22 protein-coding genes are annotated in these 21,129 nt (G+C 62.0%); 20 read left to right on the forward strand and 2 right to left on the reverse strand.

Going from position 1 to position 21,129, the window contains the following annotated elements:
- Nucleotides 1-6 precede the first annotated feature (6 nt).
- From TU86_RS11970 to TU86_RS12060, 19 genes are all read left to right on the forward strand, one after another.
- A complete protein-coding gene (locus tag TU86_RS11970; RefSeq protein WP_048364522.1) occupies nucleotides 7-261 on the forward strand; it encodes an acyl carrier protein in 255 nt (84 codons plus the stop codon).
- On the forward strand, nucleotides 258-803 hold the full coding sequence (locus TU86_RS11975) for a COG4648 family protein (RefSeq protein WP_048364523.1): 546 nt from the start codon (nucleotides 258-260) through the stop codon (nucleotides 801-803). Before TU86_RS11970 ends, TU86_RS11975 begins: the two co-directional genes overlap by 4 nt.
- Entirely contained in the window at nucleotides 800-2,470 is a 1,671-nt protein-coding gene (locus tag TU86_RS11980; RefSeq protein ID WP_048364524.1) for an acyl-CoA synthetase family protein, read from the forward strand. Before TU86_RS11975 ends, TU86_RS11980 begins: the two co-directional genes overlap by 4 nt.
- Before the next feature lie 86 nt (nucleotides 2,471-2,556).
- Nucleotides 2,557-3,291, forward strand: a complete 735-nt coding sequence (locus tag TU86_RS11985) for a glycosyltransferase family 2 protein (protein ID WP_048364525.1) — start codon at nucleotides 2,557-2,559, stop codon at nucleotides 3,289-3,291.
- Nucleotides 3,288-4,226 carry an LpxL/LpxP family acyltransferase gene (locus tag TU86_RS11990; RefSeq protein ID WP_048364526.1) on the forward strand — a complete coding sequence of 313 codons (939 nt, stop codon included), beginning with the start codon at nucleotides 3,288-3,290 and terminating at the stop codon, nucleotides 4,224-4,226. The genes TU86_RS11985 and TU86_RS11990 overlap by 4 nt, the downstream gene beginning before the upstream one ends.
- Entirely contained in the window at nucleotides 4,207-5,751 is a 1,545-nt protein-coding gene (locus TU86_RS11995) for an HAL/PAL/TAL family ammonia-lyase (RefSeq protein ID WP_048364527.1), read from the forward strand. Before TU86_RS11990 ends, TU86_RS11995 begins: the two co-directional genes overlap by 20 nt.
- Nucleotides 5,744-6,169, forward strand: coding sequence for an acyl-CoA thioesterase (locus tag TU86_RS12000; RefSeq protein ID WP_048364528.1), 426 nt, complete (start codon nucleotides 5,744-5,746; stop codon nucleotides 6,167-6,169). The genes TU86_RS11995 and TU86_RS12000 overlap by 8 nt, the downstream gene beginning before the upstream one ends.
- Nucleotides 6,166-6,834: an outer membrane lipoprotein carrier protein LolA gene (locus TU86_RS12005; RefSeq protein ID WP_239658784.1), complete on the forward strand. Its 669-nt coding sequence runs from the start codon at nucleotides 6,166-6,168 to the stop codon at nucleotides 6,832-6,834. Before TU86_RS12000 ends, TU86_RS12005 begins: the two co-directional genes overlap by 4 nt.
- Nucleotides 6,824-9,136 (forward strand): MMPL family transporter, encoded by a 2,313-nt coding sequence (locus TU86_RS12010; protein ID WP_048364529.1) that lies wholly within the window; start codon nucleotides 6,824-6,826, stop codon nucleotides 9,134-9,136. Before TU86_RS12005 ends, TU86_RS12010 begins: the two co-directional genes overlap by 11 nt.
- Nucleotides 9,133-10,293: a cation:proton antiporter gene (locus TU86_RS12015; protein WP_048364530.1), complete on the forward strand. Its 1,161-nt coding sequence runs from the start codon at nucleotides 9,133-9,135 to the stop codon at nucleotides 10,291-10,293. Before TU86_RS12010 ends, TU86_RS12015 begins: the two co-directional genes overlap by 4 nt.
- Nucleotides 10,284-11,531, forward strand: a complete 1,248-nt coding sequence (locus tag TU86_RS12020; RefSeq protein ID WP_082152883.1) for an NAD(P)/FAD-dependent oxidoreductase — start codon at nucleotides 10,284-10,286, stop codon at nucleotides 11,529-11,531. The genes TU86_RS12015 and TU86_RS12020 overlap by 10 nt, the downstream gene beginning before the upstream one ends.
- On the forward strand, nucleotides 11,528-12,259 hold the full coding sequence (locus TU86_RS12025; RefSeq protein WP_048364532.1) for a class I SAM-dependent methyltransferase: 732 nt from the start codon (nucleotides 11,528-11,530) through the stop codon (nucleotides 12,257-12,259). Before TU86_RS12020 ends, TU86_RS12025 begins: the two co-directional genes overlap by 4 nt.
- Entirely contained in the window at nucleotides 12,253-12,816 is a 564-nt protein-coding gene (locus tag TU86_RS12030; RefSeq protein WP_162207804.1) for a DUF3261 domain-containing protein, read from the forward strand. Before TU86_RS12025 ends, TU86_RS12030 begins: the two co-directional genes overlap by 7 nt.
- Nucleotides 12,813-14,000, forward strand: coding sequence for a beta-ketoacyl-[acyl-carrier-protein] synthase family protein (locus TU86_RS12035; protein ID WP_048364533.1), 1,188 nt, complete (start codon nucleotides 12,813-12,815; stop codon nucleotides 13,998-14,000). Before TU86_RS12030 ends, TU86_RS12035 begins: the two co-directional genes overlap by 4 nt.
- Nucleotides 13,997-14,464: a hotdog family protein gene (locus TU86_RS12040; RefSeq protein WP_048364534.1), complete on the forward strand. Its 468-nt coding sequence runs from the start codon at nucleotides 13,997-13,999 to the stop codon at nucleotides 14,462-14,464. The genes TU86_RS12035 and TU86_RS12040 overlap by 4 nt, the downstream gene beginning before the upstream one ends.
- On the forward strand, nucleotides 14,457-15,185 hold the full coding sequence (gene fabG / locus TU86_RS12045) for a 3-oxoacyl-ACP reductase FabG (protein ID WP_048364535.1): 729 nt from the start codon (nucleotides 14,457-14,459) through the stop codon (nucleotides 15,183-15,185). Before TU86_RS12040 ends, fabG begins: the two co-directional genes overlap by 8 nt.
- Nucleotides 15,185-16,411 carry a beta-ketoacyl-ACP synthase gene (locus tag TU86_RS12050; RefSeq protein ID WP_048364536.1) on the forward strand — a complete coding sequence of 409 codons (1,227 nt, stop codon included), beginning with the start codon at nucleotides 15,185-15,187 and terminating at the stop codon, nucleotides 16,409-16,411. Before fabG ends, TU86_RS12050 begins: the two co-directional genes overlap by 1 nt.
- A gap of 18 nt (nucleotides 16,412-16,429) precedes the next feature.
- Nucleotides 16,430-16,870, forward strand: coding sequence for a hypothetical protein (locus tag TU86_RS12055; RefSeq protein ID WP_048364537.1), 441 nt, complete (start codon nucleotides 16,430-16,432; stop codon nucleotides 16,868-16,870).
- 29 nt (nucleotides 16,871-16,899) lie between these two features.
- Nucleotides 16,900-17,346, forward strand: a complete 447-nt coding sequence (locus TU86_RS12060) for a hypothetical protein (protein WP_048364538.1) — start codon at nucleotides 16,900-16,902, stop codon at nucleotides 17,344-17,346.
- Nucleotides 17,347-17,453: 107 nt separating this feature from the next.
- Here TU86_RS12060 and TU86_RS12065 read toward each other — a convergent pair whose 3' ends face one another.
- Nucleotides 17,454-18,356 carry a LysR family transcriptional regulator gene (locus TU86_RS12065; protein ID WP_048364539.1) on the reverse strand — a complete coding sequence of 301 codons (903 nt, stop codon included), beginning with the start codon at nucleotides 18,354-18,356 and terminating at the stop codon, nucleotides 17,454-17,456.
- A gap of 168 nt (nucleotides 18,357-18,524) precedes the next feature.
- On the opposite strand from TU86_RS12065, the gene TU86_RS12070 reads away from it, so the two are divergent.
- Nucleotides 18,525-19,757, forward strand: a complete 1,233-nt coding sequence (locus TU86_RS12070) for an MFS transporter (protein ID WP_420850438.1) — start codon at nucleotides 18,525-18,527, stop codon at nucleotides 19,755-19,757.
- A 66-nt stretch (nucleotides 19,758-19,823) separates the two neighbouring features.
- Here TU86_RS12070 and hemE read toward each other — a convergent pair whose 3' ends face one another.
- Nucleotides 19,824-20,891 (reverse strand): uroporphyrinogen decarboxylase, encoded by a 1,068-nt coding sequence (hemE, locus tag TU86_RS12075; RefSeq protein ID WP_048364541.1) that lies wholly within the window; start codon nucleotides 20,889-20,891, stop codon nucleotides 19,824-19,826.
- Between the last annotated feature and the right edge of the window lie 238 nt (nucleotides 20,892-21,129).

The raw sequence follows: 21,129 nt of genomic DNA on the forward strand, positions 1-21,129 counted from the left end.
CGAACCATGCAAACCCGTGACGACATTTTCAACACCCTGCGCGACGCGTTGGTCGAACTCTTTGAGCTTGAACCCGAGCGCGTGACCCTGGACGCCAACCTGTACCAGGACCTTGAAATCGACAGCATCGACGCCGTCGACCTGATTGACCACATCAAGCGTAAAACCGGCAAAAAAATCGCGGCCGAGGAGTTTAAATCGGTACGCACCGTCAATGACGTGGTCGAGGCGGTTTACCGTCTGGTTCACGCTGACGCATGAGTCGCCTGATTGGCCTTGGCCTGTTGCTGGCCGGTCTGCTGTACCCCTTCGCGGTGTATTTCGGCATGGCCCATTTCGCCCCGTGGCAGTTTGCACTGCTGCTCGGCGGCCTGTGGCTGGCCCGCGCGCTGACCGGCCAGCGGCGCCCTGGCAGCCTGTGGATGGCCGTTGTGGCACTGGCGTTTTGCGCACTGCTGGCGCTGTTCAACAGCCCCGCGCTACTGCGCTGGTACCCGGTGCTGATCAGCGGTTTCATGCTCAGCCTGTTCGGTTTGAGCCTGAAGTTCGGGCCACCGATGATCGAGCGTCTGGCGCGCCTGCGCGAGCCGGTACTGCCCGACATTGCGATTCATTACACGCGACAGGTGACCAAGGTCTGGTGCCTGTTTTTTCTGCTCAACGGGTTAGTCGCAGCCGGTTTGACGCTGTGGGCGCCGTTAAGCTGGTGGACGTTGTACAACGGCCTGATCGCCTACGGGCTGATGGGGCTGCTGTTTGCCATTGAGTGGCTGATACGACAACAGGTAAGAGGCCGGGCATGAATTGGATAAAGCTTGAGCAGTTGTTGCTCAAGGGGCACGCCGGGCGAGCGGTCACGGTTGACCCGACGCTGGACCACGCCACCCTGTGTGAGCACGCATTGCGTCTGGCTGGCGGCTTGCAACAGCGCAACGTGCAGCGCATTGCCGTACACCTTGAAGACGCCGCCGAGTTGGCCGTCGCTTTGCTTGGCGCCTGGCGCGCCGGGGTCAGCGTGTTGTTGCCTGCCGACCTGCAAGCACAAACCCGTCAGCGTTGGGATTCGCAGGTTGACCTGTGGATAACTCAAGGCAGCGAGCTTGAGGCGTTATACGCCGAGCCGCTGGCGGCCGCGCAACTGGATCTGGACGCCTGCCAGCTCAGCCTGTGCACCTCCGGCTCCAGCGGCGAGCCCAAACGCATCGACAAAAGCCTGCGCCAGATCGCCAACGAAGTTCAGGCTCTGGAGCACTTGTGGGGCGCCGAGCTGGGCGAGGCGTGCATCATCGCCAGCGTGGCGGCGCAGCACATTTATGGGTTGCTGTTCCGCGTGTTGTGGCCGTTGTGTGCAGGCCGGCGCTTTGTGCGCAAGCAACTGGCGTTCCCTGAAGACATGCAGCGCGCCAGCCGCGAGCACGCATCGTTCGCATGGGTTGCCAGCCCGGCACTGCTCAAGCGCACCAGTGACAACCTCGACTGGCTCGCGTTGAGCCAGGTGCGCCGAGTGTTTTCCTCGGGCGGCGCTTTGCCTGACGAGGCCGCGCAGAGCCTGCATGAACGCTTGGGGCAGTGGCCCACCGAAATCCTCGGCAGCTCCGAAACCGGTGGCATCGCCTGGCGCCAAGGCCCCGGCCTGTGGCAGCCATTTGCCGATGTGCAACTGAGCCAGAATGAAGAAGGCGCCCTGCTCATCGCCTCGGCGTACTTGCCCCACGGCCACCTCGAACACACTGCCGACGCCGCACGCATCGAAGCTGACGGACGATTTGAGTTGCTGGGGCGGCTGGATCGTATCGTCAAACTCGAAGAAAAACGTATCTCCCTGCCGATGCTGGAGCAGGCGCTGGTCAACCACGACTGGGTGGCCGAAGCCCGCTTGGGCGTGATCCATGAAAACCGCGCCTCGCTGGGCGCCCTGCTGGTGCTCAGCGACAGCGGTCTGTATGCCCTGCGCGAACACGGCCGCCGTGCCCTGACCCACAGTCTGCGCCAGCACCTGAGCCAACACTGCGAAGCACTGGCCTTGCCACGCCGCTGGCGGTTGCTGCGCCAATTGCCGCTCACCAGCCAGGGCAAATTGCCTCAGGCACAGGTGGAGGCACTCCTGTTGGCGCCACGCCCGAAACTGCCGCAAGTGCTGAGCCAAACCGAGACCGACGGGCAATGGACGCTTAACCTGTCGATCCCGCCAGACCTGGCGTTTTTCAGCGGTCACTTTCCCAAAACCCCGGTACTGCCGGGCGTGGTGCAAGTGGATTGGGCGTTGGCCTTGGGCCAGCAACTCCTCGACCTGCCGCCGCGCTTTGCCGGGATGGAAGTGCTCAAGTTTCAGCAATTGGTGCGCCCCGGCGACGCCATTGAATTAACCCTGCGTTTTGACCGTGAGCGCGGCAAATTGCACTTCGCCTACCGCAACGCCACAGCGCCGTGCGCCAGCGGTCGCATTCTGCTGGAGGCGGCCTGTGGATAAGTTATGTGACGTAACGCTCTCTGTCGCCGCTGCCGCAGCCGGCGTGCGGGGGCCAAGCGCAACCTTGTGCCTGGAGGTGACTGACCATGCATAACCCTTGCGCCGTGATCCCGGTTTACAACCATGAAACCGCCGTACCTGCGGTGGTCGACGCCCTGCTCGCAGCCCGGTTGCCTTGCGTGCTGGTCGATGACGCCAGCAGCCCGGCCTGCCGCGATGTGCTCCAACAGCTGTCGCTGCGTGAACACGTCTTCCTGATCCGCCTGGCGGTCAATGAGGGCAAGGGCGGCGCGGTGATGGCCGGTTTGCGTGAGGCGGCGCGGCTGGGGTTCACCCATGCCCTGCAAGTGGACGCCGACGGCCAGCACGACCTGCGCGACGTCGCCACCTTCCTGCAAGTTTCGCAACACAACCCCGACGCGCTGATCTGCGGTTACCCACAGTACGACGCCAGCGTGCCCAAAGGCCGTTTGTATGCGCGCTACCTGACCCACGTCTGGGTGTGGATCAACAGCCTGTCGTTGCAGATTCCCGATTCGATGTGCGGTTTTCGGGTGTACCCGCTGGTGCCGACGCTGGCCCTGATCAACTCGGTCAAGCTGGGTAAACGCATGGACTTCGACCCCGAAATCCTCGTGCGTCTGTCCTGGCGCAACCAACCCATGCGCTGGCTGCCAACCCAGGTGCATTACCCGCAAGACGGCCTGTCGCACTTTCGCCTGTTCCACGACAACGCGCTGATTTCCAGCATGCACACCAAGCTCTTTTTCGGCATGTTGCTGCGCTTGCCGAGCATTCTCTGGAGACGCTGTAAAGCATGAGCGACCCTCAACAGCATTGGGCTGACCACAAGGAGCGCGGCAGTTTCCGGCTGATGAAGCTCACCGCCTTTGGCGTCAAACTCCTCGGCCGCCGCGTCCTCGCACCGGTGCTGTACGCCATCGTGTTGTACTTCTTTTTGTTCGGCACCCGCGCGCGGCGCAGCATTTGGCAGTACCAGCAACGCTTGGCCGACTGGAGCGGACAAAGCGCGCTGCGCCCCACACGCCGCCGTGTGTTCCGACAGTTCATGGCCTTTGCCGACGCCCTGCTCGACAAGCTCGACGTGTGGAACGGGCGCTTGAAGATTGAAGACATCGAAATCGTCGACCCCGCTCGCCTGCGCGACCAATTGCGTGGCGAGCGCGGGCAACTGCTGGTGGGCGCACATTTGGGCAACCTTGAAGTGTGCCGCGCCCTCGCCGAGCTGGGTGAGCAAGTCACCATGAACGTGCTGGTGCACACCAAGCACGCCGAACAGTTCAATCGCCTGCTGGGCGAGGCGGGCGCCAGCAACCTGCGCCTGATTCAGGTCAGCGAACTCAACCCTGCGGTGATGCTGCAATTGAGCCAGCGTCTGGAAAACGGCGAATGGCTGGCGATTGCCGGTGACCGCGTGCCGCTGCATGGCGGGCGTAATGTGCAGGTGGATTTCCTCGGCCACACGGCGGCCTTCCCTCAAGGCCCGTGGTTGCTGGCCGGATTGCTCAAATGCCCGGTCAATCTGATGTTTTGCCTCAAACACCAAGGCCGCTATCAGGTGATCCTCGAACCGTTCGCCGAGGCCGTGCAGTGGCGGCGCAGCGACCGCGAACAGGTGATTGCCGACTGGACCACCCGCTACGCAGAGCGCCTGGGGCATTACTGCCTTCAGGCGCCGCACCAATGGTTTAACTTTTACCCATTCTGGAAGACCGATGACGACGCATCCGCATGAGCCAGTAACCTTCGGCCAAACCCCTTTGCGCATTGAAGACGTGCTGGCCCTGGCCAATCGTCAGGTGCCGACCCAACTGCAAGCCGACGCCCAATACCGTGAACGCATCGCCAAAGGCGCACGTTTTCTGGATTCGTTGCTCGACAAAGAAGGCGTGATCTACGGCGTCACCACCGGTTACGGCGATTCGTGCGTGGTGGCGGTGCCATTGGAGCATGTCGAAGCGTTGCCGCGCCACCTCTACACCTTCCACGGCTGCGGGCTGGGCAAACTGCTCGACGCTCAAGCCACCCGCGCCGTGCTGGCCGCGCGCTTGCAGTCGTTGTGCCACGGCGTGTCCGGGGTGCGCATCGAGCTGCTGGAGCGTCTGCACGCCTTCATCGCCCACGACATCCTGCCGCTAATCCCCGAAGAAGGCTCGGTGGGCGCCAGCGGCGACCTGACGCCGCTGTCGTACGTGGCCGCGACCTTGTCCGGCGAGCGCGAAGTGCTGTTCAACGGCGAGCGCCGCTTCTCGGCTGACGTACACCGCGAGCTGGGCTGGACCCCGCTGGTGCTGCGCCCCAAAGAAGCGTTGGCGCTGATGAACGGCACCGCGGTCATGACCGGCCTTGCCTGCCTGGCTTACGCACGCGCCGATTACCTGCTCAAACTCGCCACGCGCATCACCGCGCTCAACGTGGTGGCGCTGCAAGGCAACCCGGAACACTTCGACGAACGCCTGTTCGCCGCCAAGCCGCATCCTGGGCAAATGCAAGTGGCCGCATGGCTGCGCCAAGACCTGGCCATCGACGCCCCGACCGCGCCGCTGCATCGCCTGCAAGACCGTTACTCACTGCGTTGCGCCCCGCATGTGCTCGGCGTGCTGGCCGACAGCCTGGGCTGGCTGCGCGGGTTCATCGAAACCGAACTCAACAGTGCCAACGACAACCCCATCATCGACGCCGAAGAAGAACGCGTGCTGCACGGTGGGCACTTCTACGGCGGGCACATCGCCTTTGCCATGGACAGCCTCAAAACCTTGGTGGCCAACGTCGCCGACCTGCTGGACCGTCAACTCGCGCTGCTGGTGGACGTGCGTTACAACCACGGTTTGCCGAGCAACCTGTCGGGCGCAACGGCCGAGCGCGCCATGCTCAACCACGGTTTCAAAGCGGTGCAAATCGGCACCAGCGCCTGGACCGCCGAAGCGCTGAAAAATACCATGCCGGCCAGCGTGTTCTCGCGCTCTACCGAATGCCATAACCAGGACAAAGTCAGCATGGGCACCATCGCCGCCCGCGATGCGATCCGCGTACTGGAACTGACCGAACAAGTGGCCGCCGCGGCCTTGCTCGCGGCCAATCAGGGCGTGTGGCTGCGCAGCCGCGCCGAAGACGCCCGTGCACTGCCGCCCGCTCTGGCGGTGATGCACGCCGAGCTGGCCAAAGACTTTGCACCGGTGATTGAAGACCGCGCCCTCGAAGCTGAACTGCGCCTGTGCCTGAGCCGTATTGCCCAACAACACTGGAGGCTGCATGCGTAGCAAAGGCGTGTTGCACGTTGATACCGAAGTGTTGGTGCCGTTTTTCGACATCGACACCATGCACGTGGTGTGGCACGGGCATTACGTCAAATACCTCGAAGTGGCGCGGTGTGCGCTGCTCGACCATGTGGGCCACAACTACACGCAGATGCTCCAAGCGGGCTATGCGTGGCCGGTGATCGACCTGCAACTGCGTTACGTGCGCGGCGCCACGTTTGGTCAGCGCATCAACGTGCGGGCCAACCTGGTGGAATGGGAGAACCGTTTGAAGATCAGCTACCTGATCACCGATCTGGCCAGCGGCGAGCGTTTGACCCGGGCTTGTAGCGTGCAAGTGGCGGTTGAGATTGCCAGCCGTGAAATGCAACTGGCGTCGCCCCAGTGCTTTATCGATGCAGTTGAGCGGGTGTTGTCATGAGTGTCTGTTTAACGGCAAAAGCCCCGCATCCCACCCCTCTCCCGCAGGCTTGGGATGAGGGCAAAAAACGCTCCCGAATCTGCAGGGTGTTCGCCGCTTTATTGGCCTTTTCACCGCTGGCCCACGCCTTCGACCTGCAACAACTGAGCGAGCAACTGGCCAAACCCCACGTGATCCACGGCGACTTCATTCAAGAAAAACACCTGCGCGCCCTGCCCAAGCCCCTGACCAGCACCGGCACGTTTGTACTGGCCAAAGATCACGGCCTGCTCTGGCAGTTGAAAACCCCGCTGCAACAGGATTACCGCATCACAGCCCTTGGCATCGCACGGCGTAACGCCAGCGCGTGGCAAATGCTCCCAGGCAAAAGCGCAGGCGCTGAACAAAACCGTTTGTTCCTCGCCGTGCTGCAAGGTGACAGCAGCGGTTTGCAACGCGATTTCGACCTGCAACTGCAAGGCGAATCCGCGCACTGGACGCTGACCCTGACCCCGCGCTCGCTGCTGCTCAAGCAAGTGTTCAAGCAGATCAACATCGACGGCGGCGAACTGGTGCAGCGCATCGAGCTGCAAGAAACCCAAGGCGACAGCACGCTGCTAAAGATGCAAAACAACGTCAGCAACCAGCCGTTGAGCGACGCGGAGCAACTCGACTTTGCGCAGTGAATATTGGCTGCCCCGAGGGTTTGTGATCTTGCTGCTGGTCGTGCTCGCGCTCGCCGGGTGGCAGTGGCGTCACGGCGCACCGCTGTCGGCCAACTTGATGGAGCTGGTGCCCGGCGACGCGCCCGACGCGCTGCAACTGCGCGCCGAACAGCGCATGCAAGAACCACTGAACCGCGAAATGCTGGTACTGGTGGGCAGCACGGATCGGCAACAGGCCGTCGCCGCCGCGCAGCAATTGGGCGAGCAATGGCAGGCCAGCGGTCTGTTTGAAAGCGTGCAATGGAACCTGCAAGCCGACCTTCCCGCGCTGCGCGAGCAACTGCTGCGCGGGCGTTTGGCGATGTTGTCCAGTGCCGACCGCGAACAACTGATCGACCACCCGCAGGCGTTTATCGAGCAACGGGTGCAAGCGCTGTTCGACCCGTTCACCGGGTTCAGCCTGGTGCCCAGCCAGGACGATTGGTTGGGCCTCACCGGGCGCATTCAGAACAGCCAGCCGCAACGGGGCGCGGTGCAACTGGACATTGGCAGCGGCGCCCTGATCGCCGATGCCGATGGCAAAAGCTGGGTGCTACTGCGCGCCCGCACCCAAGGCAACGCGTTTGACATGACCCTGCCACTGCACGTCGCCGCGCTGCTGGAGCGCAGCCGTGAGCACGTGGCCAGCCAACACGTCGAGCTGCTGGCGGCCAGTGGCTTGCTCTACGCCGCCAGCGGTCAGCAGCAAGCCACCCGCGAAATCACCTGGGTCGGCGGTGGCGCGACCGTTGGCATCCTCTTGTTGCTGCTGCTGGCGTTCCGCCGCTGGCGGGTGCTGTTGGCGTTCGTGCCGGTGTTGGTGGGCATGCTGTTCGGCGCCGTCGCGTGCGTTGCCTTTTTCGGCAGCATGCACGTCATGACGCTGGTGCTGGGGTCCAGCCTAATCGGCGTGGCGGTGGATTACCCGCTGCATTACCTGTCCAAAAGCTGGAGCCTGAAACCCTGGCGCAGTTGGCCCGCCTTGCGCCTGACCCTGCCCGGCCTGAGCCTGAGCCTGGCCACCAGTTGCATCGGCTATCTGGCATTGGCCTTTACCCCGTTTCCGGCGTTGACCCAAATCGCCATCTTCTCTGCCGCCGGCTTGATCGGCGCCTATCTGAGTGCGGTGTGTTTGCTGCCGGCGTTACTCAACACAGTGGAACTGCGCCCCGCGCAATGGCCACTCACGGTCGCGCAAGGCTTGCTCAACGTGCGCGACGCGTTGCTGAGTAAAGTCCCGACGCCCGCGCTGCTGGCCTTGCTGGTGGCGTTTTGTGCCGCCGGCTTGTGGCAACTGACCAGTAAAAACGACATCCGCCAGTGGGTCGGTGCGCCGCCGCAGTTGATGGCTGAAGCGCAAGCGATTGCACGCATCACCGGGTATCAGCCCACCAGCCAGTTTTTTCTGGTGCGGGCCGAGAATGAACAACAACTGCTGGAGCGCCAAACCGCCCTCAGCGAGCGACTGGATCAGTTGATCAACATGGGCAAATTGCAGGGTTATCTGGCGCTGAACCAGTTGGTCAGCCTGCCCCGCGAGCAACAGCAATTGCGCGCTGCGCTCAACGCCCTGCCCCAGCACTGGCAGCCGCTCCTGGCGCTGGGCGTGCCGCAAGCGGCGCTGCAACACGAGTTGAGCCAACTGCAAACCTTGCCCGAGCAAGGTATCGACGACGCACTCAACGGCCCGCTGGCTGAACCGTGGCGCCTGCTGTGGCTGGGCAAACAAACCGAAGGCGTGGCCGCGATGGTCAGCTTGCAAGGGCTGAACAACGCCAGCCTGCTGCGGGTGCAAGCGCACGATTTACCCGGCGTCGAGTTGGTGGATCGTTTGGGCGACTTGAACAACGTGTTTGCCGCCACACAAATCAGTGCCGCCGAATTGAAGCTGTTGTCCTGCGCCCTGATCGTGCTGTTGCTGATCGCCCCATTCGGCTTTGGCGGTGCGCTGCGCATCGTCGCCCTGCCGCTGCTGGCCGCGCTGTGCAGCCTGGCCAGCCTCGGTTGGCTGGGTCAGCCACTGACACTGTTCAGCCTGTTCGGCTTGCTGCTGGTGACGGCGATCAGCGTCGACTACGCGATTTTGATGCGTGAACAAATAGGCGGCGCCGCCGTCAGCCTGCTAGGCACACTGCTGGCGGCGCTGACGACGTGGTTGTCGTTCGGCTTGCTGGCCGTCTCCAGCACGCCTGCGGTGAGCAACTTCGGCCTGTCGGTGAGCCTGGGCCTGGCGTTCAGCTTTATCCTCGCGCCGTGGGCCGGCAAGCAGGAGCATCGCGCGTGATGACGCTTGTGTTCTGGCTGCTGGCCTTGGCCTTGTTTGCGCTGGCGACCCGTGCGGGCCGCCATTTTGGGCTGATCCCGATTGTCAGCCAGTTACTGCTGGCGTCCATCGGTTTGCCGCTGTTGATGCTGCTGTGGATCGAACCGCACTGGCAACTGACTGGCGCGCAACTGGTCTCGCCGACGTGGCTTAAAAGCCTCTACAGCCTCAGCTTCGCGCTGTTGCTGGGGCATATTTTGAGTGACGTGATTGACCTGCGACTCGACCGCCAAAGCGTGAAAATCGCCCTGCCCAGTTTTCTTGTGCCCTTTGCCTGCGGGCTGGCTTGCGCCGTGTGGTTGCTACCGCCACAGCCGTGGCTGAGTTCGCTGGCGGTCGGGCTGGTGTTTGCCATCACCGCCATTCCGGTGTTGTACCTGTACCTGCGCCACATCGGTTACCCGCCCGCCGCCACCCGGCGGTTGGTGCAAAGCGCAATCCTCATCGACCTGACCTGCTGGAGCCTGTTCGGGCTGGCGCAGGGCAGCCTGGACCTCAACAGCCTGTTGCTGCCCATCGCCGCAGCCTTGCTGCCGTTGTTGCTGCGCGCCCTGCGCATCCGCCAGCCGCTGTGTTACAGCCTGAGCTTTTTTGCCTTGCTGGTGGTGGCCGAGCATTACCGCCTTAATGCGCTGATTTTTGGCGTGGGTTATTTGCTGTGTATGGCGTGGCTCAAGGTGGCGCTGGTGATGCCGTTAAAGGCTGTCTGGCTTGAGCGTTTGCAAACCTTTGTAGCGATTCCGCTGATCCTCACGTTCGGCATTGTGCAGATCAATGTGCACAGCGCCTTGAGCGCCATCAGCCCGCTGCAACTGTGCGCGCTGTTGATACTGCCGGTGCTGAGCAAAGTGTTGGGCAACTGGCTGGGCCTGAGCTGGGCCACGCCCTCGTTTGCCGGTGCCAGCCGCTGGCGTGAAAGCCTGTTACTGAATATTCGCGGGTTGAGTGAAATCGTGTTCCTCAACCTGCTGTTGCAACAACAGCTCATCAGCCCCGCGCTGTACTTCGCGCTGATGCTGATGGGCCTGGCCGCCACGCTGTTACCGGCGTTGGCGGGCATGAATAAAACCCCTTTGAAGTCTGCCGTAGTCCCCGGCAAGGAGCCCTTGTGTCAGTAGTAGAAATGGAACGTCGTCAGGTAGTAGTGATCGGTGCCGGGCCGTCTGGTGCGATTGCCTCGGCCTTGCTCAAGCGCAAAGGTCACGATGTGTTGATCATCGAGCGCCAGCACTTTCCGCGTTTCTCGATTGGCGAAAGCCTGCTGTCGCATTGCATCGATTTCCTCGAAGAAGCCGGCATGCTGGAGGCCGTGCAAGCCGCCGGTTTTCAGGTCAAAAACGGTGCTGCATTCGCCTGGGGCGAGCAGTACAGCGCGTTCGATTTTGGCGACACGTTCAGCAACGGCAAACCCACCACCTTTCAGGTACAGCGGGGCGACTTCGACAAGTTGCTGGCCGATCAGGCAGCGCTGCAAGGCGTTGAAATCCGTTACGGCCAAACCGTCATCGCCACCGACATTGAACGGGCCAAACCGCAGTTGCAGGTCGAACGCGAAGACGGCAGCCGCTACACGGTTGAAACCGACTTCATCCTCGACGCCAGTGGTTATGGGCGCGTGCTTCCACGCTTGCTCGACCTTGAAGCACCCTCCAACTTCCCGGTGCGCCAAGCGGTGTTCACCCACGTAGAAGACCGCATTGATTGCCCAGGTTTTGAGCGCAACAAAATCCTCGTCACCACTCACCCAAGCCACCGCGACATTTGGTTCTGGAGCATTCCGTTCAGCAATGGCCGCTGTTCGGTGGGCGTGGTCGCGGCGGCGGAACATTTTGCAGGGCGCAGCGAAAACCTCGATGAGCGCCTGCGCAGCTTCATTGACGAAACCCCGAGCCTGCAACGGGTGCTGGCCAACGCGGTATGGGACACCCCGGCACGCACCATTGGCGGCTACTCGGCCAATGTCAAAACCCTGCACGGCCGGGGTTTTGCCTTGCTGGGCAACGCGGCTGAGTTCCTCGACCCGGTGTTTTCTTCGGGCGTGACCATTGCCATGCGTTCGGCGAGCATGGCCGCAGGCGTGCTGCACCGTCAGTTGCAAGGCGAGGCCGTCGATTGGCAAACCGAGTTTGCCGACCCGCTCAAACGTGGGGTCGACACCTTCCGCTGCTACGTCGAAGGCTGGTACGCCGGGACCTTTCAAGACGTGATTTTCCACCCCGGCAGCTCGCCCCAGATTCGCCGCATGATCAGCTCGATTCTGGCGGGTTATGCCTGGGATGAACGCAACCCATTCGTCAGCGAACCCAAGCGCCGTTTACGCATGCTGTCAGATATCTGCGCCACGGAGCCTGCATGAAACCTCTGAGCGACACCTATGTTGAAGAAACCCGTTTCGGCTTTTGGTTTTTGCGCAGCCACACTTGGCAGCACCACGTATTGCGCGTGGCGATCAACGATCTGCACGGCCTGTTCAGTGACCCGCTGCCCTGCGCACCGGTGATCCTGGATGCTGGGTGCGGTCAGGGGAAATCGTTCCAGTACCTGCACAAAACCTTCGCCCCGCAGCGTTTGATCGGCCTCGATGCCGACCCGCTGAGCCTTGAGATGAGCCGTGCAGAAGCCGCGCGTCAGGGCATCGACATCGAATTGATCGGCAGCGACTGCGCTGAACTCGACCTGCCTGACGACAGCGTCGACATCCTGTTCTGCCACCAGACGTTTCATCATCTGGTGCAGCAGGATCGGGCGCTGGCCGAGTTTTACCGAGTGCTCAAACCGGGCGGTTACTTGCTGTTTGCCGAGTCCACCGAAGCCTACATCGACACCTGGGTGATTCGCTGGTTGTTCCGCCACCCGATGCACGTCCAGAAAAGCGCCGCGCAATACCTCGACATGATCCGCGATCAGGGCTTTGAGTTTGAGGCGCAGAACGTGTCCTACCCGTACCTGTGGTGGAGCCGTTCCAAAGACTTCGGCCTGTTGGAACGCTTTGGCCTGCACCGCCCCAAACCGGTGGGCCAGCGCGAGGAGACGCTGGTTAACGTCGTGGCCCGCAAACCCCTGCCAGGCACACCCACATGCTAAACACACGCCCCGCAGGCGGCCAAACGTTGCGGTGTAAAGGGCCTGCGGCGCTTATCGCCGCCGTTGCCAGCCGCTACAGGCTCTGCGCTGCGTTGTGTGTGGCGCTGCTCCTGAGCGCTTGCAGCACTCAGCCGTTGCCGCGTCAGACCCCGACTCTCGCGCTGCCGATGCAACTGCATGTACAGCGCCAGCAAGCCGATCAGCGCCAAGACTGGTTGCTGGTCATTCAGCAGGAAGACGGTGGCCTGCGCTGGTCACTGATGGACCCGCTGGGGATTCCGCTGGCGCGCCAGTTGCTCACGCACAACCGCTGGCACGCCGACGGCTTGTTGCCGCCCAACCCTGAGGCCCGTGAGTTGTTCGCCGCACTGCTGTTTGCGCTGACCCCGGCCCATGAGTTGAAGCGTAATTATCCACAGGCCAAGTCCGTGTCCAATGTGCGCGTGATCAGCCAGCGCTGGCAGATCCAGTACGACCAGCCGCAGGTGTTTCGCATCGATACCCAAGGCGATGTGTATTACGACATCAGCCCACTTAACGCCGAGGCGGCTCAATGACTGCGTACCTGAATGCGGTGGGCGTGATCTGTGCGCTGGGCCGTGGCCCCGACGAGGTCGCGCGCAACCTGTTTGCCGGTGATTGCACCGGCATGCAGCGCGAAAACGGCTGGGTGCCAGCGCGCTCGCTCACCGTGGGCGCAGTGCACGACGCGTTACCGGTCATCCCGCCCGAGCTGCGCCAGCAAAGCAGCCGTAACAACCAGCTGTTGCTTGACGCCGCGTTGCAGATTCACGGCCAAATCCAACAGGCGATCAGCACCTATGGCCCTGCGCGTGTAGCCATTGTATTGGGCACCAGCACCTCGGGCATTGATGAGGCCAGTCGCGGCATCGCCCACTACTTGCAGGCGCAGCTTTTCCCCGACGATTACGACTACCGGCAACAAGAGTTGAGCGCCCCGGCTACCTTCCTCGCCGACTGGCTGAAAATCACCGGCCCCGCCTATGTGATTTCCACGGCCTGCACCTCCAGCGCCCGTGCCCTGATGAGCGCCCAGCGCTTACTGGACATGAACCTGTGCGACGTGGTGCTGTGCGGTGGCGTCGACAGTTTGTGCAGGCTGACCCTCAACGGTTTTAGCGCGCTGGAAGCGGTGGCGGATGAGCGCTGCAACCCGTTCTCGGCCAACCGGCGCGGTATCAATATCGGCGAAGCGGCCGTGCTGTTTGTGATGAGCAAACAACCGGCCGCTACACATGCCATCGCACTGCTGGGCACCGGCGCCAGTTCAGATGCCCACCACATTTCAGCCCCGGAGCCGTCCGGGCGCGGCGCGGCGCAAGCCATGCGCAAAGCCTTGAGCCGTGCGGGCCTGCAACCCGGTGACATCGGCTACCTGAACCTGCACGGCACCGCGACCCATCACAACGATGCGATGGAAAGCCACGCCGTGGCGCAGGTGTTCCCGCACGGCGTGCCGTGCTCCTCGACCAAACCCATGACCGGCCACACCCTCGGCGCGGCCGGTGCCCTTGAAGCCGCGTTTTGCTGGCTGAGCCTGACCCACGCCAACGCCCTCGCGCCGCATGTGTGGGACGGCCAGCCCGACCCGACGCTGCCCGCGCTGGATTGGGTGACGTCAGGCCGCACGCTGGCTTCTAACGCACAGCGCTGCCTGATGAGCAATTCGTTTGCCTTCGGCGGCAACAACGTCAGCCTGATTATCGGAGACGCCCCATGATTGATTGGCCTCTCGCCCAATTGCTGCCCCACGCTGGCGACATGATCCTGATCGATCAGGTGCTGGCGTTCGATCAAGAGCAGATCCACACCCGCCTTACCGTGCGCGCAGGTGGCTTGTTCAACCGCGAAGACGGCAGCCTGCCCGCCTGGGTCGGCGTCGAGTTGATGGCACAAAGCGTGGCCGCCTACGCCGGTTGCCGCGCCCGCGTGCAAGGCGATCCGGTCGAGCTGGGCTTTTTGCTCGGCACGCGCAAATTTGAATGCAACGTCGACCACTTCCCGCTGGGCTGCGAGTTGCATATCCATGCGCTGCGCTCGCTGGAAGACGACAACGGCATGGGCGTGTTCGAGTGCCACCTCACCGGCCCCGATATCCATGCAACCGCCCGCCTGAACGTGTTCCGTCCGCCTCAGGCCGATAACTACCTTGCTCAAGCATCTCAGGAGACCCGTCATGACTGAGTCTATTTTGGTCACCGGCTCCAGCCGTGGCATCGGTCGCGCCATCGCCTTGCGCCTGGCGCAGGCCGGTTTTGACCTGGTGCTGCATTGCCGCAGCGGCCGCAGCGAGGCCGACGCCGTGATGGCCGAGGTGCACGCCTTGGGTCGTAGCGCACGCGTGCTGCAATTTGACGTGTCAGAGCGCGCCGAATGCAAAGCCATTCTGGAGGCCGACGTCGAAGCGCATGGCGCTTATTACGGCGTCGTCCTCAACGCTGGCCTGACCCGCGACGGCGCCTTCCCCGCGCTCAGCGAAGACGACTGGGACGTGGTGATGCGCACCAACCTCGACGGTTTTTACAACGTGCTGCACCCGGTGATGATGCCCATGATCCGCCGCCGCAAGGCCGGACGCATCGTGTGCATCACCTCGGTGTCGGGCCTGATCGGCAACCGTGGGCAAGTCAATTACAGCGCCTCCAAAGCCGGGCTGATCGGCGCCGCCAAGGCGCTGGCCATCGAGCTGGGCAAGCGCAAGATCACCGTCAACTGCGTAGCGCCGGGGTTGATCGACACCGCCATGCTCGATGAAAACGTCCCTGTAGAAGAACTGATGAAAATGATCCCGGCACAACGCATGGGCACCCCGGAAGAAGTCGCAGGCGCGGTTAACTTTTTGATGTCGGCCGAAGCCGGTTACATCACCCGCCAAGTGCTGGCCGTCAACGGGGGCCTGTGCTGATGAAACGCGTTGTCGTCACCGGCATGGCCGGCATCACCTCGCTGGGCAGTGACTGGGCCAGTATTGAAGCCCGCTTTGTGGCCGGGCGCAGTGGCATCCGGCGCATGGATGAATGGGACCGCTTCACCGAACTCAACACGCGCCTGGCCGGGCCGATTGATGACTTTGCGGCGCCCAAACACTGGACCCGCAAACAACTGCGCAGCATGGGCCGCGTGTCCCGGTTGGCGGTGGGTGCGGCCGAGCAGGCGCTGCAAGATGCGGGCTTGCTGGGCAACCCGATCATTCGTGACGGGCGCATGGGCGTGGCCTGCGGCTCGTCCACCGGCAGCACCGACGAAATCAAAGCCTTCGGCAACATGTTGCTCAACTCCGTGGCCGAAGGCCTGAACGCCAACAGCTACGTGCGCATGATGCCGCACACCACAGCGGCCAATATCAGCATCTTTTTTGGCCTCACCGGGCGTTTGATTCCCACCTCCAGTGCCTGCACCAGCGGCAGTCAGGGCATCGGCTACGCCTACGAAGCCATCAAGTTCGGGCGTTTACCGCTGATGCTCGCCGGTGGCGCCGAAGAGTTGTGCCCCACCGAAGCCATGGTATTTGACGCGCTGTACGCCACCAGCCTGAAAAACGACGCCCCTCACACCAGCCCACGGCCGTACGACAACGGCCGCGACGGTCTGGTGATCGGTGAGGGTGGCGGCATGCTGGTGCTCGAAGAACTGGAACACGCACTGGCCCGTGGCGCTCACATTCACGCTGAAATCGTCGGTTTTGGTAGCAATGCCGATGGCCAACACACCACGCGCCCGGAAGTCAGCACCATGCGCCGGGCGATGGAGCTGGCGCTGGAAGACGCAGGTATCGAGGCCAGCGCCATCGGTTACGTCAACGGTCACGGCACCGCCACCGAACAGGGCGACATCGCCGAAACCCTGGCCACCAGCGCACTGTTCGGCCCGAGCATGCCGATCAGTTCACAGAAGAGCTTTTTGGGCCACACCCTTGGCGCCTGTGGCGCGCTGGAATCCTGGTTCTGCATCGAAATGATGAACCGCAACCGCTACGTGCCGACCCTCAACCTGGACGTCATCGACCCGCGCTGCGGCGAGTTGGACTACCTGCGCGGCGAGTTGCGCACGATGCACAACGATTACGTGATGAACAACAACTTTGCCTTCGGCGGGGTCAACACGTCGTTGATCTTCCGTCGCTGGTCGTGACCTTCTGGAGTCAATGGAATGCCTTATCTGTTACGCGCAACCCTGATCGCCCTGGCGCTGCTGAGCACAGTGTCGTGCAGCAGCAAACGCCTGCTCACCCCCGACCGCAGCGTGCCGGTGTCGATCCAGACCGACCGGGCGAGTATGCAGCACGCCATCGTCAAAACCCTGGTCGCGCGCCAATGGACGGTACAGAAAATCACCCCGCAGTTGGTGCAGGCGCACATTACCGTACGCGGCCAATACCACGCCGAAATTGACATCCCGTACAGCGCCGACCACTACCGTATCCAGTACCGCGACAGCAGCGGCCTGGACTACAAGGACGGCAAGATTCACAAGAATTACATCCGTTGGGTGCGCCTGTTGGACAAGGGCATCCTGCGTGAGTTGAAAGACCACCAGAACGAACAGACCGCTCAACAGCTGTCGCAATCGGCTTTGGCAAAACCGCAATAACACACCTTTTTGACGTCAAGGAGACTTCAATGCAATTCAAAACTCTGGCCGCTGCCACCACCCTGCTGCTGTGCACCCTGCCAGCCGTGAGTCAGGCGCGTGATACCGCGCTGTACCTGCCATTTGACCAGGTGGTGACCGAAGCCATCAGCAGCGGCAAAATCGACGGCAGCGTCAAGTTCTACCTGGCAGGCAACACGCCACGCGGCAAAGTCACCGTGGTCAGCCCGGGCGCTGTGACCAACAAAAAGACCAACGCCTTCAACAAAAGCGACGAACAAGCCTGTTCTTGGGCCCTGCAATCGGCGCTGATCACAATGCACGAAGCGGCAAAAAAAGTCGGGGCCAACGCCGTGACCAACATCGCCAGCTTCTACAAACGCAACGAACGCAAAGACCCTAAAACCTACGAATGCCATGCGGGCGCGGTCATCGCGGGCGTGGCGTTGAAGGGTGATCTGGCGAAGGTGAACTAAGACCTCGTAGATACGTTGTACTCTCACGGCCTTGCCGTGCCTCCCGGAGGCGCTGGTGCAGGCTGCGATCTTTTGACCTTAAGAAAGATCGCAGCCTGCACCAGCGCCTACGGGATGTTGGGGACGGTTTTGCGTGTCAGCAGGTCGGCAAACGCATGGGCCATCGGTGAGTGCTGACCTTTGCGTTGCACCAGCCACACGGCGGTGTTGGCATCCGGGTCGAGCAGCGCTCGGTACACCACGCCTTTGATACGCATGTGCTGGAACGACGCAGGTAAAACCGACACGCCCAACCCCGCCGACACCAGCCCGATGATGGTCATGGCCTCGCCGGCTTCCTGTGAAAAATGCGGGCTGAACCCGGCTTGCCGGGCCAGGCTCAGCAACTGCGCGTACAAGCCGCTGCCATAACTGCGCGGGAAGAATACAAACGGCTCTTCGGCCAGCGCCGCCAGGTGCAAGCCGTCTTCACTGCCTTCGGCCAACGGGTGGTCAGCGCGAATCACGGCGACCAACGGCTCGCGGAACAGTTCCACAGCATGCAGCGAATCGGGCAATACCAGCGGGCGCATCATGCCCACTTCGATGGACTCATCCACCAGCCCTTCGGCGACTTCGCGGCTGCTCATTTCTTTGAGGTTCAAGTGCACGGCGGGGAATGCCTGACGAAAGGCAAAGATCGCCTGCGGGATGCTGGAGCTGAACGGGGCCGATGAGGTGAAGCCGATCTTTAATTCACCCAGTTCACCCAACTGCGCGCGCCGCGCCACATCGGCGGCTTTGTCGACCTGCGCCAACACCACACGCGCCTCTTCCAAAAACAATCGTCCCGCTTCGCTGAGTGCAACGCGCCGGTTGGTGCGCTCGAACAATCGCGCACCCAACTCCTGCTCCAGCGCCTGTATTTGCTGGCTCAGTGGCGGTTGGGAGATGCCCAGTAACTGAGCCGCACGGCCAAAGTGCAGCTCTTCGGCGACGGCGATGAAGTAGCGCAAATGACGCAGTTCCATACAGGCTCCATTGAGTCGTAAAACCTATCAAACAGGTCGAACAATATATTGGAAAGAATCGTTAGCCGCCTATATTCTTTTGCCATTGCCGCCCGGCTTTACGTTTTTTTGAGGTCCCCCGTGAAAACTGCTGTTGCCCCGCTCGCCCACGAAGTCCCGCCTTCTGCGCTGGATGATGTTGTCGCTGAACTCAATGACGTGTTTATCGAAAAAGGCACACCGATGTTTATGCGCACGGTGCTGGCGTTGTTCTCGGGCGGGTTTGCGACCTTTGCACTGCTGTATTGCGTGCAGCCGATGATGCCGGTGCTGTCCCATGAATACGGGATCAATGCGGCGCAAAGCAGCCTGATCCTGTCGGTCGCCACCGCGATGCTGGCCATTGGTCTGCTGGTGACCGGCCCTATTTCTGACGCCTTTGGGCGTAAACCGGTGATGGTGTTTGCGCTGTTTTCAGCCGCCGCTTTTACCGTACTCAGTGCCTTGATGCCGACGTGGGAAGGCGTACTGATCACCCGGGCGCTGGTGGGTTTATCGCTCAGTGGGCTGGCCGCAGTGGCGATGACCTATTTGAGTGAAGAAATTCACCCGCAGCACATCGGGCTGGCGATGGGGTTGTACATCGGCGGCAACGCGATTGGCGGCATGAGCGGGCGTTTGATCAGCGGCGTATTGATCGACTTTGTGAGCTGGCACACGGCGATGCTGGTGATCGGCGGGCTGGCACTGGCGGCGGCGCTGGTGTTCGTAAAAATCCTTCCCGAGTCGCGCAACTTCCGCCCACGGGCCATGAACCCACGCAGCCTGCTTGACGGCTTCACCATGCACTTTCGCGACGCCGGGTTGCCGTGGCTGTTTCTCGAAGCGTTCCTGCTGATGGGCAGCTTCGTGACGCTGTTCAACTACATCGGCTATCGCCTGCTGGCCGACCCGTACAACATGAACCAGGCCGTGGTGGGCTTGCTGTCCATCGTGTACCTGTCGGGCATCTACAGCTCGGCGCAAATTGGCGCGCTGGCGGACAAACTGGGGCGCCGCAAAGTGCTGTGGGCGGTCATCGTGCTGATGCTGGCCGGGATTGCCCTGACCCTGCTTGAACCGATCGCGTTCGTGGTCATCGGCATGCTGCTGTTCACGTTTGGTTTCTTTGGCGCGCACTCGGTGGCCAGCAGCTGGATTGGCCGGCGCGCCACCAAGGCCAAGGGCCAAGCGTCGTCGCTGTACCTGTTCAGCTACTACGCAGGCTCGAGCGTGGCCGGAACCTTGGGCGGGGTGTTTTGGCACCTCGCGGGGTGGAACGGCATTGGCCTGTTTATCGGCGGTTTGTTGGTGATTGCCCTGCTAGTGGCACTGCACCTGGCCAAACTGCCCGCGTTGCCGGGAAATATGAAGAACGCCTGAGCGTTCAATCCGCCATAAAAAAGGCCCGGGTCTCAAGCGAGAACCGGGCCTTTTGCGTACCGCTACTTACTGATGGTATTGCCCCGAGAACTCATGCACGGCGCTGATGAAGGCCCCTGCGTGTTCCGGTTTAACTTCCGGGGTGATGCCATGCCCCAAGTTGAACACGTGGCCCGAACCGTTGCCGTAGCTGGCCAGAATGCGTTTAACCTCGGTGCGGATGGCTTCGGGGTTGGCGTAGAGCACGGTGGGGTCCATGTTGCCTTGCAGCGCAACTTTGTTACCCACGCGACGGCGGGCTTCGCCCAGGTCGCAGGTCCAGTCCAGGCCCAGCGCGTCGGCGCCTGCATCGGCGATGCTTTCGAGCCACAAGCCACCGTTTTTGGTGAACAGGATGACCGGTACTTTGCGGCCTTCGTGCTCGCGGATCAGGCCGCTGACGATTTTGCGCATGTAAGCCAGGGAGAACTCCTGATACGCCGCCGACGACAGGTTACCGCCCCAGGTGTCGAAGATTTGCACCGCTTGCGCACCGGCCAGAATCTGCCCGTTGAGGTACGAAGTCACCGACTGCGCCAGCTTGTCGAGCAGCAAGTGCATGGCCTGCGGGGTGTCGTAGAGCATGGCTTTGGTTTTGCGGAAGTCTTTGGACGAGCCGCCTTCAACCATGTAAGTGGCCAGCGTCCACGGGCTGCCGGAGAAGCCGATCAGCGGCACGCGACCGTTGAGTTCTTTGCGGATGGTACTGACCGCGTTCATCACGTAGCCGAGGTCTTTTTGCGGATCAGGGATTGGCAGCGCTTCGATGTCGGCCAGGGTGCTGACCACTTTTTTGAAGCGCGGGCCTTCGCCGGTCTCGAAGTACAGGCCTTGGCCCATGGCGTCGGGGATGGTCAGGATGTCGGAAAACAGAATCGCGGCATCGAGCTGCGGGAAACGGTCCAGAGGCTGCATGGTGACTTCGCAGGCGAACTCGGCGTTCTTGCACAAGCTCATGAAATCACCGGCCTTGGCGCGGCTGGCGCGGTATTCCGGCAAGTAGCGACCGGCCTGACGCATCATCCAGACAGGCGTTACGTCTACGGGTTGCTTGAGCAAAGCGCGAAGGAAACGGTCATTCTTGAGATCAGTCATGTCAGCATCCGGAAAAAAAGTGGGGGCATTTTCTCAGAGACGGACGCAAAAGGCACGGCAAGAGCCGTGCCTTTTATCTATCGGGGCGATTTGCCGCGTTTAGGGTGACGCTTTGCCCTCACCCCAACCCTCTCCCGGAGGGAGAGGGAGCTGTTTTATAGCGTTACATAAATCTCTGGCACACACCCAATTGATCCCCTCTCCTGTTGAGAGAGGGGGCTTTTTTATGGTGGTACAT

This window comes from Pseudomonas weihenstephanensis, from assembly GCF_001043055.1.
GTDB lineage: Bacteria > Pseudomonadota > Gammaproteobacteria > Pseudomonadales > Pseudomonadaceae > Aquipseudomonas > Aquipseudomonas weihenstephanensis.

Excerpts from the sequence above, each read along its gene's own strand:
- TU86_RS11970 (WP_048364522.1), top strand. The coding sequence starts at position 7 with ATGCAAACCCGTGACGACATTTTCAACACCCTGCGCGACGCGTTGGTC.
- TU86_RS11975 (WP_048364523.1), top strand. The coding sequence starts at position 258 with ATGAGTCGCCTGATTGGCCTTGGCCTGTTGCTGGCCGGTCTGCTGTAC.
- TU86_RS11980 (WP_048364524.1), top strand. The coding sequence starts at position 800 with ATGAATTGGATAAAGCTTGAGCAGTTGTTGCTCAAGGGGCACGCCGGG.
- TU86_RS11985 (WP_048364525.1), top strand. The coding sequence starts at position 2,557 with ATGCATAACCCTTGCGCCGTGATCCCGGTTTACAACCATGAAACCGCC.
- TU86_RS11990 (WP_048364526.1), top strand. The coding sequence starts at position 3,288 with ATGAGCGACCCTCAACAGCATTGGGCTGACCACAAGGAGCGCGGCAGT.
- TU86_RS11995 (WP_048364527.1), top strand. The coding sequence starts at position 4,207 with ATGACGACGCATCCGCATGAGCCAGTAACCTTCGGCCAAACCCCTTTG.
- TU86_RS12000 (WP_048364528.1), top strand. The coding sequence starts at position 5,744 with ATGCGTAGCAAAGGCGTGTTGCACGTTGATACCGAAGTGTTGGTGCCG.
- TU86_RS12005 (WP_239658784.1), top strand. The coding sequence starts at position 6,166 with ATGAGTGTCTGTTTAACGGCAAAAGCCCCGCATCCCACCCCTCTCCCG.
- TU86_RS12025 (WP_048364532.1), top strand. The coding sequence starts at position 11,528 with ATGAAACCTCTGAGCGACACCTATGTTGAAGAAACCCGTTTCGGCTTT.
- TU86_RS12030 (WP_162207804.1), top strand. The coding sequence starts at position 12,253 with ATGCTAAACACACGCCCCGCAGGCGGCCAAACGTTGCGGTGTAAAGGG.
- TU86_RS12035 (WP_048364533.1), top strand. The coding sequence starts at position 12,813 with ATGACTGCGTACCTGAATGCGGTGGGCGTGATCTGTGCGCTGGGCCGT.
- TU86_RS12040 (WP_048364534.1), top strand. The coding sequence starts at position 13,997 with ATGATTGATTGGCCTCTCGCCCAATTGCTGCCCCACGCTGGCGACATG.
- fabG (WP_048364535.1), top strand. The coding sequence starts at position 14,457 with ATGACTGAGTCTATTTTGGTCACCGGCTCCAGCCGTGGCATCGGTCGC.
- TU86_RS12050 (WP_048364536.1), top strand. The coding sequence starts at position 15,185 with ATGAAACGCGTTGTCGTCACCGGCATGGCCGGCATCACCTCGCTGGGC.
- TU86_RS12055 (WP_048364537.1), top strand. The coding sequence starts at position 16,430 with ATGCCTTATCTGTTACGCGCAACCCTGATCGCCCTGGCGCTGCTGAGC.
- TU86_RS12060 (WP_048364538.1), top strand. The coding sequence starts at position 16,900 with ATGCAATTCAAAACTCTGGCCGCTGCCACCACCCTGCTGCTGTGCACC.
- TU86_RS12065 (WP_048364539.1), bottom strand. The coding sequence starts at position 18,356 with ATGGAACTGCGTCATTTGCGCTACTTCATCGCCGTCGCCGAAGAGCTG.
- hemE (WP_048364541.1), bottom strand. The coding sequence starts at position 20,891 with ATGACTGATCTCAAGAATGACCGTTTCCTTCGCGCTTTGCTCAAGCAA.